This window comes from Aliidiomarina sp., from assembly GCF_022565475.1.
Classification (GTDB): domain Bacteria; phylum Pseudomonadota; class Gammaproteobacteria; order Enterobacterales; family Alteromonadaceae; genus Aliidiomarina.
The window spans coordinates 34566-47672 of record NZ_JAIUMR010000014.1 but is presented as its reverse complement, the minus strand read 5'-3'; the positions used below and the strand labels follow the sequence as shown (position 1 = coordinate 47672).

General features: G+C 49.8%; 8 protein-coding genes. 3 read left to right on the top strand and 5 right to left on the bottom strand.

Annotated features, from left to right (window positions below; genetic code table 11):
- Positions 1–4 precede the first annotated feature (4 nt).
- Positions 5–454, bottom strand: coding sequence for a type II secretion system major pseudopilin GspG (gene gspG, locus LAT77_RS11230; protein WP_290564659.1), 450 nt, complete (start codon positions 452–454; stop codon positions 5–7).
- Positions 455–521: 67 nt separating this feature from the next.
- Positions 522–2546 carry a capsular polysaccharide biosynthesis protein gene (locus LAT77_RS11225; RefSeq protein WP_290564658.1) on the bottom strand — a complete coding sequence of 675 codons (2025 nt, stop codon included), beginning with the start codon at positions 2544–2546 and terminating at the stop codon, positions 522–524.
- Between the two features lie 86 nt (positions 2547–2632).
- Between LAT77_RS11225 and LAT77_RS11220 the strand changes: the two genes are divergently transcribed.
- From LAT77_RS11220 to LAT77_RS11210, 3 genes are read left to right on the top strand one after another with little or no spacing between them, the layout of a single operon-like run.
- Positions 2633–3757 (top strand): hypothetical protein, encoded by a 1125-nt coding sequence (locus LAT77_RS11220; protein ID WP_290564657.1) that lies wholly within the window; start codon positions 2633–2635, stop codon positions 3755–3757.
- A complete protein-coding gene (locus LAT77_RS11215; RefSeq protein ID WP_290564656.1) occupies positions 3754–4722 on the top strand; it encodes a glycosyltransferase family 29 protein in 969 nt (322 codons plus the stop codon). Before LAT77_RS11220 ends, LAT77_RS11215 begins: the two co-directional genes overlap by 4 nt.
- Positions 4715–6856 carry a glycosyltransferase family 2 protein gene (locus LAT77_RS11210; protein ID WP_290564655.1) on the top strand — a complete coding sequence of 714 codons (2142 nt, stop codon included), beginning with the start codon at positions 4715–4717 and terminating at the stop codon, positions 6854–6856. The genes LAT77_RS11215 and LAT77_RS11210 overlap by 8 nt, the downstream gene beginning before the upstream one ends.
- A gap of 27 nt (positions 6857–6883) precedes the next feature.
- Here the strand turns inward: LAT77_RS11210 and LAT77_RS11205 are convergent, their stop codons facing one another.
- The 3 genes from LAT77_RS11205 to LAT77_RS11195 are packed head-to-tail and all read right to left on the bottom strand — an operon-like array spanning position 6884 to position 13088.
- Complete coding sequence (locus LAT77_RS11205; RefSeq protein WP_290564654.1) at positions 6884–8224, bottom strand: hypothetical protein; 1341 nt, start codon at positions 8222–8224, stop codon at positions 6884–6886.
- A gap of 6 nt (positions 8225–8230) precedes the next feature.
- Entirely contained in the window at positions 8231–11194 is a 2964-nt protein-coding gene (locus tag LAT77_RS11200; protein WP_290564653.1) for a glycosyltransferase, read from the bottom strand.
- Positions 11187–13088, bottom strand: coding sequence for a glycosyltransferase family A protein (locus LAT77_RS11195; RefSeq protein ID WP_290564652.1), 1902 nt, complete (start codon positions 13086–13088; stop codon positions 11187–11189). The genes LAT77_RS11200 and LAT77_RS11195 overlap by 8 nt, the downstream gene beginning before the upstream one ends.
- Between the last annotated feature and the right edge of the window lie 19 nt (positions 13089–13107).

The window sequence follows — 13107 nt, the reverse complement described above, 5'->3', positions numbered from 1 at the left end:
CGAACTAGTTCAACACAATTTCTGCGTCAATCCCTTCGCCACCAGGCTGCCCGTTGCGACCTAACGACTTTAAAATATAAGGTTTTCCGTCCGGCCCCGGACGCTCATAAACATAAGAATTGCCCCACGGATCTAATGGAATTTCCTGCGGAAAATAGGGCCCATCCCAACCGCGCCGATCACTTTGGCGTAGCTCTTGAAGATTCTGTGGAAAGTCACCTACGTCAAGGCGGAAGGTATTTATCGAAGTCTGCAACATGCGCATTTGCGCTTCTGCGGTACGCACTTGCGACGAATCGACTTTGCCGAACATTTGCGGACCAATAATCGATGCCAATAGACCAACAATGACAATGACAATAAGTAGCTCAACTAACGTAAAACCGCGGACAGCGTGACGCTTCATTAGCCGAAATTGACGCTGTGAGCGTTGCACTTTTGAAATACCTTGCATGTTGTTTTCCTACTTCGTTAGTAACTCGTTGATATTATCAGTCCGCCGAATCCGACACAACACAGTTTCAGAACCGTTTTAACCGCTGCACGTAGCGTCGGATCTGAGTCTGTAGCGACTGCCGCCATCGCTGAGTCGTGCTGCGTTGTTGCCACGCCTGCCGCGCATCAACTAACTCCAGCAAAACCTGTTCCACCGTCGTAAAATAACCGGTTCGACGACTAAGATAAGTCGGATAGAGTAATAAAGTGCCAGCCACTAATTCGGCCAGTGTCAATCGCCGCTGCCTTCGCGTCGGCGGAATCATATCCGTCGTCAAACCCCAGCCTGCATAAAACGGCTGACCATAACAAACCACACTAACCCCGCGCAGTAACGCCTCGAATCCACTCAGTGAGGTCAAGGTATGCACGGCATCGACCTGCTCCAAAAGGTGGGCAATATCCTGATCAACGACGACTTCATCAACATACTCGAGTGCGCGTTGCTCAGCGCTGCCCTGTACCCGTAAACCAGCTCTCACATCGGGGTGGGGTTTATACAGCAAATATGCATCCGGGTGCGCCTGACGAACCTGCTGAATTAACGCTAAATTTGTTTTGTACGTAGGCGAGCCTAACTGTATTGAGGCATCCGACTCAACTTGTCCTGGTATTAAAATGACCGGCTGTTGTGTCTGCGGTCGTCGCCAACTGGCTTCACCGACATTGTATTTACTCACCCTCGTCGCGACTAATTGCGCTTGTACCTGCGTTGCTCGCTGGATTTCTTCTTGACTAAATGTGTGGGTCAAGAGCAAACGTTCCAAATCCGATGGGCGCGTGGCATCGTAATACATGCCAAGACAATCAAACACCCAAGACTGCGGTGCAATCAAATCAGCGCCAAGCCCAACGGAACGAATAAAGCCGTCTTCAACGCGGATATCCGTCGTTGCTGACGCACTCCATCCAACACTCGGTAACCGCTCTTGATTGACAGCACCGTCGGCTGCAAAGCACAACTCACTACCGCGCATAAAACGTTCGAGAATCGGCTTCTTCCAGCGCGGCCAGCGGCCTGCCCACAGTCGCGGCGGAAAGCGTTCTTGTTGTTGTCGTTGCAAGGCAAACCAAGGTAAAAGTTCTTCAATCTGACACCCTTGTTGACGGTCAGGGTGAACATAACACGGATATTCAATCAGCGCAGCGTACACCAGCTTAGCCAACGTTGGTTTTCCCTGTCGACGTGCCGGCGCACTCAGTGCATCGTCAGTCAGCCCCCAACCTGCATAAAATGGCATACCAAAGGTATAAACCGGCTTACCCCACAACAGTGCTTCAAAGCCCATTTGCGAGGTGACACAAAACACCGCATCAGCGCGTTCAAGCAACGCCGGTGGGTGAATATTATCCGCTAAGAAATCGCAGTCAGGGTGACGATCTGGGGAAAAATGGGCGCGTTTACTGCCAGCCAATACGTCAGGATGAGTCTTGACGACAACTCGATGATGCGGAAATTGCGTTTGGGCCGCAAGCAGCATCTGCTGAAATCGTTCCGCATCGGCCAATCCATAGGTAATCGACGCATCGCCATAAGTTTGATCGACCACTAAAACAAAGGGCGACTCCGTCAACCAATCCGGCAGGCATTCTCGTGCTGAATTGTATTTCGATACTCGAGCTTGACGCCAATGTTGAATCAAGGTTTGCGCACGTGCTTCATTTTCCGTGGCTTCAGCAGAATCCCATGGGGTTGTGATCAACTGTTCCAGTCGCGACGGCTGGCGAGCATCATAATAAATACCGAGATCGTCGATAACGACACTCAAAGGTGCCGACAGATGGCCGAGCTCAACGGAACGCAAAAAACCATCTTCACAGCGCCAAAGCTTAAGAGCATGCGTGCGGGCAAAGTGCTCGGCGGCTTCCGCGGTCGCTTTTCGTCCCCACGCGATAACAACCAGTTCGTTATACTGGGCTTGTAACTGGCGCAAACGCCGAGACGTGCGGCAAAATTCAACCGGTGCACCAAGCAAACGCGGTAAGTCGGTGATCGCAGCAATACCTTTCGAGGTGGTTAGAAAACAATCGGGACGTGCGAGTGGTTGCAACTTGTTCTTTCCTTTCGTTAAAGATCCCTTACAATGAGACGTAGATTCCGACCCAATATGCAGCTAAGAATAACAAGGAGCATCGGTTGAGCTTTCGCATCGCATTCGTTGCCCATACCAATCACCCAGAAAAATTCTTGCAGGACCCCGCATTTATCTATCGTTGTGAGAATCCCGCACTTGCGTTACGAGAACTGGGGCATCAGGTTGATTTGCTGCACTATACACAATTCCCGAGTATTTTTCATAATCAACGAGCACGGCAAAAACGCTATGACTTCGTTGTTTTTCACCGCCCTCGCTGGCGCTTCGGCTTTAACTGGCTTATCAAAGGCTTACAACGTCAAGGCTGTATTTGCGTGGCTGATTTTGATGATCTCGTTTTCGATACCGATTATGCCCAATTTAGCCCCGGCGTCGTCAATCAACTCGTGACGCTGAAACAAACGACGAAAAACTTCTTGCGTCATCAACGCGCGCTATTGTGTTTTCAAACCAATGGTTGTGCCGTTTCCGTATCAACCGAGCCTTTACTTGCTAAGGTTTCAGCGCTATTTCGTAAACATCAACGCCAAACTCCGCCACTCCACCTAATCTATAACAGTGTTCACCGGTATTGGCATCAAACAGCTATTACGAGTAAACCACAGCCACCACGCTTAACCTATTTCCCCGGCACTCGAAGCCACGACCGAGACTTCAGTCTGATACTACCGGCGATAGCCCAAATTCTTGCCGATTTTCCAGATTGGCAATTGCATATTACTGGTGTCCTCCATCCGGACACCACCGCCGAACTACTGCGTCAGTTGCACCAATTTGGTGCAAACACCGAGCAACTGCAAACCTCAAATAAAGTCCCCTTCCAGCAGTATCGTAAACACGTAGCCGCCAGTTCAGTGAATCTAGCACCATTGGAAGATCAGCCATTTAACCATCATAAATCAGCATTAAAAGCGATTGAAGCTGCACATTTTGGCGCCATCACAGTCGCCACAGCGATTCCTGATATGCAACGGCTTGAAGGCGCGACACTCAAGCTGATCCCTTTGCACCAAAATGAATCGGTAACCATTTGGTATGACACAATAAAAGCTGCTATTCTAGAATCATTGCAAGGAACAAAAACAGCAAAGCATCAAGCTGCGTTTCAAGTCGAGCAGCATGCAGAACAATTACTGACGATTGCAACTCAAGGACATCGTGCATGAAGTCATTTCGACGCGAACTTAAATTAGCCATGCGCGCAGGTGATTATCGGCCTGAGCTGCTGCGTGACTGGCGTCGACTCTATGCTCACAGTAAACTGCCGTTAGATTATCTGCACACCGTGAGTTTCCAGCGCGCCTTGGGTATTCCACCATCCTCGCGTCAACAGCAGAAGCTTGCAAAATTACGCCAACTGCCCTTCTTATATCGCACCTGTATTGGTTTGCACCGTTATCAAGTGCGCCAAATCGATAATTTACTCGAGCACCGGCAGAGCCACACAGAGCCAGCGGTTGAGCCGCAATATCGCAATCAAATCCGCCAATGGCGAAACCACCAATCCGACTGGTTTCAGGCATTCATCGAGCAAATCGAACGAGCGCAAAGCATCGCTGTCGTCGGCAATAGCCCCGACCTCAGAGCGAGTAAGTTGGGGGCATCGATCGACGCCGCTGACATTGTTATCCGGTTTAATCACTTCGCCAGCGAGCATACACGTCGAGAAGACATAGGCCAAAAGACCAATGTTTGGGTGGTTGCTCCCGGTTATGATGGTCCATTCCCAGAATATTTTGACAGTATCCTGCTCAGTGGTCCCGATATGCTCTGGTGGCAACAGAATTGGGCACATCTCGGACATTTACTGTTAGACGAATCGAACCGTCATGTTGAGCCCCAACAGCAAACGCCCGTTATCAGCATCCCGTTACACTACTGGCAATCCTTGGTTCGCAGCTTATCGGCGCCTCCGAGCGCAGGTTTATTAGTACTGGAGTTAATCCGACAACTTCTTAGTCAGGACGACAACGTAAATAATTTAAAAAAACTGAAAATTTACGGATTCAACTTTGCTTCTCAGCACGGCAATCAGTATCATCACGCGGACCCACAACACCGTGCAGTGAGTCGGCATAATTGGGCAGCAGAATCTCAATATTTAAGGACACACTTTTCCCCCTATGCTTAAAAGCATGATTCGAATTAATCTGAAAGGTTGGCGCTGGCGACAAGAGTACACGCAACCCGAGCGGATAAAATTAAGCGCCAAAGCACCGGCCTCGCCCGGCTGGTACTGCGTGAAACTGCGGGCGAAAAATGCCGCGGCCATAGAGTTTATTCGTCGCAAACAAATCGTCCGCATCACCCAAAATAGTAACCACCATGGCGCCGACTTATTAATCGAAAATGATCGTACCTTGTCCTTGGTTTTTTTCCGCCATACTCCGCTACGCCACGTCAGTTTGCATTTTACCAACGGTAGCAATAAGCAACTTGAGTTTTCGGTGTCGCTTGGTTCGATCAGCGCACCGCGTGCATGGCAAAAAATGTTAGCAACCGTCTCCCGTCGTGACCGTGCGAACCAACAGCCTTGGGATTATATTTATCGGTTAACCCGAGCTCGTTATAAACGTGCAGGCCGAGAAACTGCGCTGGCAAAATTGATTGCCACCTATCAGCCGCTGTTAAGTTATCAAACAGTAAGCAGCGACCCTTATGAATATTGGTGCGATCAGCAAGAACAGGTCATTTTCAGCAAACAGCTAAGTCCCAGCACAGTCCCTCAAGCTGCGACTCTTCGTGTGGTGATCAAGGACAGCAAGGTAACCAACGGGCAAAGTCGAACAGAGCGAAGCATCAAACAGCTCAAACAAAGCTATCCCGACGTTGAATTTATGCCATGGCAACGTTTTATTGAAAGCGACGCTAATGTCGATTCGCAGCATTGGTATCTGTTTGTTGAAGCGGGGGACATTTTGTCAGCCCGTGCCGGAGAGTTGCTCGCGCAAACCATACAACAGAATCCTAAAGCCCGTGCGATCTACAGCGACCACGACAAAATTGCCGACGGCAAATTCCGCATTGCACCAAAATTCAAGCCGCAATGGAACACAGACTTTCTCTTTAATCAAAACTATTTCGGTCGGGCACTCTGGTTGCACGGCAGTGTCGTCAACGAACTCAAAAACAATAAGTTGCTGCACCAGCTTGACCACGTCCGCAACTTGAATGCAATCAGTTCATTACTCGCGGACTTCCGGCTGCGTTCGCAAGCACCGGCGCACGAGCTTGACTCCATCGTGCATATTCCTTTGATTTTGCTGCATCAGCACGATCAATCTAAAATTCGCTACAGCGAGAGTGAAAAATGCGTCATTGAAGCCGCAGTACAACGCTATGCCGAACAGACTGATGATCAGGTAGACACGATTCAATGGCGCTCAAGCAAACTACTGAAAGTTAATTTTAAGCTGCCAGAAGAGCCGCCACTCGTCAGTTTAATTATTCCAACGCGCGATGCGTTAGCGATCACGAAGCTGTGCGTGAATAGCATTCTCGAGCGTACCAGTTATCCAAACTACGAAATCATCATTGTCGACAACCAGAGTCGACAGCCAGAAACATTGGCATGGTTTAAAGTACTCTCGCATAACCCACGAATTCGTGTCGTAACGTACGACGAGCCGTTTAATTACTCCTCCATCAATAATTTCGCCGTCACCCAAGCACGTGGTGAAATCATCGGCCTAGTTAACAACGACACAGAAGTGATTAATCGCGACTGGCTGACTGAAATGGTGCGACATAGTGTGCGCAAAGATGTGGGTTGTGTTGGCGCTAAGCTCTATTATTTCGATAACACAGTGCAACATGCCGGTGTAATTCTCGGCATTTGGGGTTTAGCAGGACATAGTCATAAGCACTATCATCGCAACGAACCGGGTCACCAGCAGCGTCTACGAACCGTGCAAAACCTAAGCGCAGTCACCGCCGCTTGTCTACTTGTACGTAAATCAATTTATCAAGAAGTCGGTGGGCTTGAAGAAGACCTCCAAGTTGCCTTCAACGATGTCGATTTTTGCTTGAAAGTTTTGCAACGCGGCTATCGCAATGTCTTCACCCCTGACGCTGAACTGTATCATTACGAGTCGAAGTCACGCGGCAAAGAAGACACGCCAAGCAAAAAAGCGCGCGAGCAACGTGAAATTCAATATATGCGACAAAAGTGGCCCGCAATTATCGCCCAAGATCCATGTTACAACCCAAATTTGAGTCGGTTACGTGAAGACTTCAGTTTGGATATTGACGAAGCGCTGCCTTAAACATCAGCGCCTCGCTGGATGTGATAGTTATTGAGATACCAACGCCGCTAGGTACGCGGCGACAGAGTCGGCCGCGGCATATTCATCAATCAACGTTCGGCGTTCTGCTTGCTCAGTGATGGACAACTCCCCCCACTTTATCGCCACATCATTCGCCAAATCATAGTCACAACGCGGTGCCACGACGGTAAAGCGACCATTCGTTTGCGCCACACAGACATCCGGCGCTAAGGCTTTCAAGATCTGCGGGTCAATGTTTCCCGCGCTATGGATAAGTGTCACCCGAGCGAAAACTCGACCAATATAATCGAGCATGGTATAGGCTGACGACGAGCCAAAAATCAGTATGTGCTGGTGAACGATGGCGTCCATATTCACCAGCGTAAGGCAACGCCCGAAGTTTTGCAGACCATTATCAAAACGAAGCCATTCCTGATATCGCCGACCGACTAAAAACAACTCGCGATGCTTTTCCACCGGATAGAGTTTATTCCCAAGATCACCGCCTACTTCACGTTCACGATATTCATCTTTAGCAAATGTCTCTGTAGCCGGTGCTACGGCTACATTCAATTGACGGAGCAGCGCCAAGGTGGCGAGCATCGCACCATACTGAGTCCAATGCGTATCTTTTCGGCGAAAGGTGGGATATTCAGCTGATTGCGCAAGCTCTGCGGTTGGATAGACCAGCGGGAATTGTTCTGGTGCTAACGACTGCAATTGCTCCACAATGGTAATTGGGCTGCGCGGCAAAGGATGATACTGTGCGTAGACCGCCTCTTTAGCCGGGGCAACTAACAAACTAAACTCACACTCTTGCGCTTGCGCCAATGTAGCAAAATCAACAAAGTAATGTTGCCACTGTGCCTGTTGCTCTTCAGCCATGAGCAGGTCACCAGTATGTTGTGCGACACTTTTATTAGTATCATTGTCGAGGAATAACCAGCCGTCTTCACCCCGCAAAATCGCAAAGGGACCTTTCACATGATAGCGGGTTAAATCGAAAATTCGGCCGTCAAGCGCCACTCCAACCACAAAACTTTCGTGTGCAATAGGCACGGTGTGGCGAAAGCCACAGCGCAAAAAGCCTTCATCCAATGTAAATGTCTTCACCACGTCCGGTCGGCGAATATTTAATGGCAAGCGCTGTCGCTGCTCTCCTTGCTGAACGACAATCTCCACACGCGACATGGCGTCTAGGTCGGCAAGGAGAACCCATCCATGCAGGCTGATACCTTGTTCAAGCTCAACTGCCGAAATGGTCTTTTCGTCCTCTGGAAAATCCACACACCAACGGTGAATGATCTCGGCGCAAACCGGATCCTGACGAAAATTGATATTATTTTTATGCAGGGTATAAGACGACACTTAAAATTATCCAATCCAACTGGTAATACTACGTTGTAAGTTCGTTTGCAGATGTTCGTAACGATAGGCTTGTGCACGTGTCCGCGCTTGAATAGCTTTCTGAGTATAAGACGCCGAATCGAGACAGCTGAGCACCGCTGTACGCAATTGCTCACAAACTCGGTACGGTACAAGAACACCGCAGCTTTCATCGACCAAATCCGCCAAGGCACCAAAATTGTAACACACGACCGGGCGGCCCGCGGCCATCGCTTCGAGCACGCTTCGACCAAAGCTCTCGGCGAAATGAGAGAGATTCACCACCAAATCAAGCTGCCCCATAACAGCCCAGGTGCGCTCGACATACCCAGTCAATTTCAAGTTGCTTGGAAGTTCGCCATAACGTCGCTGCCACGCCTCGATTGCAGCCATTAAATCACTCGACTTCGGGCCAACTAACCAACAATCAACCTCATCAGCAGTAAGTTCTGCGGCCATTTCAATAAAGTCGGCAACTCCCTTTTTCGCTAAGTTACTACTGAACATACCGATACGACGACGGCGTTTAGCGCGGCCAACTTCGTTCATATTTGCATAGGGGATTTGGAACCATGATGCATCAACACTGTTCGGTAATAACGTGGTGCGAGCAGGTACATCAATATAACGAGCGACCATCGGCGAGTTGGCAACAAAGTAATCGGTCGCAGTGATAATATGTTCACGAATCCCTGCCGGCGTTGCACCTAATGCAGCGCACAATCCATCGTCTTCTGCGGGAAGCTCGCGCACATGCATGGCGCTTGGAATCCCCCTCGAGCGTGCAGCCAAAAGCGGTTGCCACAATGTCAGTGTATTGACATAAACAAGTTGTGGCTTTACCACCTCAAATAACTGACTAAATGCTTGTACGCCTTTACGCACAACCTCGTCGCTTAAACGTTGTGCGCCGTGCCACCACTGATAAGGAAAAACCACTACGTGCGTAGCAAGCTGCTGAACTTTAACAAGATAATCGGGATGAGCAGGACTTGGCAGGACAACGAGGACTCGCCAGTTTGGCATCATCATTTTGAGTACATCAAGCAAGCTGCGTTCGGCACCAAACAGCTCAGCGCTCGCAGCATGACCAACGAGGACTATGTCGCAAGCAGGAAGTTCGCTATGTATCGCATAACTCAATCGCTGGTGACTCACTACCCCAGTGCGAACGGCTAGTTCACCCGCTCGCGAAAACATAGGACCCGGTTCGCGCCCTTCATGACGACCATGATCGTAATAGTGCTGCGCTGCGTTAACGCCGCTGCTGGCAACATCGGGATAGCGTGCAAAATACCAGTCAGAATCAAACCAACCACTTGCCAGCAATTCGTCAATACCTTGCTGCCGCGCTAACTCTTCATGACCACGAATCATCAATGTGGGTGCTTTGAACATTCGTTCAGTTGGCTGCGCAGGCATGTAAAGACGGTCAGTCGTGGCGTGCCACGCCCGTGCTGCGTCCATATAATCTCGACGCACACCAACAAACTGTGTACGCAAATGCGTTGCTTGAGTTTGAGTCAGCGACTCCACACGCTCGCGACCAAGTGCCAACACGACACCAGGCTGCACATCGATGATCGCGTCTTTGCCATAAGCACGTTCTAGCCGATACATATATTCCGTATCGGCATTACAGTTCACCAAGTCCCAATAGCCAATTTGCTCGACCACGCCACGACGACACATCAGCGAGGAAATATTGCGATAGATCCATGACGCCTCCACACGCCAGCGCGAGAACTCCAGTTGATCGGATGTCCGCACCCAATGCGAAAGACTCGCTTGTGCCTTCGGTGCCGCAAGTAAAGCCCGAAGTTGCCGTTCAATTTTTTCCGGATGTGACCAATCGTCGGCGTCGTGGCAGGTGAAAAAAGCGCCTCGAGCGACCTGCAAGCCGCGATTACGTGCAGCATACGCACCACGATTGACTGGCGACGTGAATAAGCGAATTCGCTTATCTCGTTTTTGCCAGTGTTTAACCACAGCTACCGTTTGATCGGTCGATGCATCGTCCACCACAATCACTTCGAGCGCCGCCCATGTTTGTGTTAATAAGCTGCGTAACGCCGTGGCTATCGTCGCTTCGGCATTAAAGCAAGGAACAATAACCGAGACCAAATTGCGCTTATTAAAACGAGCACGCAGACGAGTTGGCAATAGCTTAGATAACATTGAGCGGGGAACATCTGCGTGTAAGCGGTCAAGTTTAAAGGCTGCCTGCTGCGGCGATAACGCATGGCGCAAACTCAATGAAGTGTCAGCAGGCATAGCTCCCACTGGGAGGCCTTTACTCAGCATTGCGTGAGCAAGCTCGCGATCATTCTCGAACGCTTTCTGACTGTCTGTCGCCAACTGCTGCCAAACGACGTCCTGATACAAAGCCTCCGCTTGATCCTTGCGCTGCAACTGCCCACAACGGACAAGCTGCCACAAGGCACTAAATCGGAGTAACCAAGCTCCAGGATGACGAAGTAAATTCGCAAACAACTGTCGAAACGAGACCTCACGCCGAGCAAGAAAGTCGGTATAAAAAATAACCTGTTCAGCATATTCAGCCAAACCAAAACTTGCGTACCAGCGTCCTAATACCCAACCCGCACACGCAGCATTAAGTTGCTCAGCGAGATGCGTCGAACTTGATTGATATTGACTTTCCAACGCGTGCAAGGTGTCTTGCAAACGCGTTTGCAGCGAATCCGCTAAAACCCCAGCAGTAACGGGACGGACAACGCCATCACTGAGTTCGGGCGCACGTGCTGGAATCTCCCATAACGCAGTCTCTAAACGTAAAGCAGGCAACGAGCAAGGCCAGCGCTGTTCCGTGTAGCCATGATGAATAAAGTGATGCCAAGGATCCACCTTGGCATCAGCAACATCCGGGTATTCCCGTAAATACCATACGGGATCAAAAATCTGTTGGAGGGCGTGGCGTTGGTTTTCACCCATGAATAAACACGTTCCTTAGCGCTGTCGCCTGTTGATCTGCCTCGGAGCTCAGCAATGACTTAACCTGACCGACACGTTCAAAATTAGGCAGTGCATCAAGCGGCGCGCGGACATGGGCTTTATTGATAACCAAAATTTGTTCCACCGCGACCGGATCACCAAAGACAACGGGAACAACCTCTTCATGATAGACCGCAGCACAATACTCATCGCGTGGCTCAGCACTTTCCGCACCAAACGTGGGCCAGTGGAACACCCCAACACGTTCCCCTTGTGCTGACAGCACTTTTGCTTTCGCTAATAAAATACGCGTATGTTTGGCGTCAGCAAAGTCACCAACTAACAGGGTGTCGAGCGTTAGCGTCGCTCCAGAACGATCGACCATACTTACCGGTGCCGCAAATGGTCGCTCATCGGCAACGTGCAATTGTTCGTGCGTACGATGCCACCACCGACCGACAGCGCGATAAATATGCCGAAGGCCAAAATAAACGGTACGCACGTGTGTCGCTTTGGTTCGTGTTAAGGAGCCTTCATCATCAAGGGCAAAGGCAAATGGAATTTCCGGATGCAACTTGGCAACCGCATCTTTACCATAACGCGCTTCAACGCGCCAAATGAACTCAGTGTCACCACCAATCCGTACTTCATCCCACTGGCCAATATCCTTCACGACCTGCTTCCGGAACATAAACGAGGACTGGCTCCAGTGAATGAGCTCTTTATTCGGACGCCAATTCTGCGTGAAAATCATCTGCTCGGTCGCGCGCACCCAGTGTAGCGCAACGCCCATCAACTCCGGATTCGCTTGCAAGGCCAACACTTGCGTTTCGAGCTTTTGCGGATGCGACCAATCATCACTGTCATGTGTGGTGATGTAATCCCCGGTCGCCACCTGCAACCCTCGGTTGCGAGCTCGATAGGCACCACCGTTTTGTTCTTGTGCAACAGGGACAACACGGGGATCTCGCTCTGCAACAGTTCGCACAATCTCAAGCGTGCGATCGTCGGAGCAATCATCCACGACAATAATTTCAATATTTCGCCATGTCTGATTCAGCAGCGAATTCAATACCACTTCAATGCGACTTTCCGCATTAAAAGCAGGAATGATAATACTCACTTTTTCTACTTGGAATGGAATCTCTGCAATGGACTGTTCACCATGAAGATTATGCAGAGTCAACGGCGCATCGTGAGTCCATTTACTCAAAGTGTGCAAATCATAATGACGATACAAATCATTAATCAGCTGTAATCGTTCACTATCGGTTGACGCCGTGTTGGCGCGCACTAATTGAATATCAGGATCAAATCCGTAACTCGCGGAATAATCGTCAATCAAGGGGACTCCAGCTTCGACCTGACCAAGAAGCTGATAGCAACATGCAACCAGTAACACTCGCTCTTTGCGCAGGCGCCGCGACGGATCAACAGCATCCATCTGTAACGCTAACTCAAGTGCTGCCTGATGATCACCGTCAAAAAACGCCCAGCGGGCCAAGTGCCACAACGCATTCCAGCGCTCACCTGGGCTGTAAATACGCTCAGCGTTCACCATTTTTTGTAAATGCTCAATTGCAGTCTTCGAATGGCCTTGCCATAACGCTTCAATCCACGACTGAAAACCGTTTGGCCGCGCATCGCGCCCTTCATTTTGACCATAGAGAACCCAGTGCACCAATGGGTTAAGACCACTTTTGGCGACATCTGGGTAAGCTTTCAAATAATGGCTAGTCGAAAATCGTTTACAAGGATCTCGCCCCAAACGAGCGCCAATCCGTAAATAGTGTTCTATCGGATCCATGCCTAACAAGGCGACATCAGGATATTGTTCAAGGTACCACTTACCATTGACCCATTTTGATTCTTTTAAGATGCCATAGTCGTCCATTATCTATCCTTAGATCTAA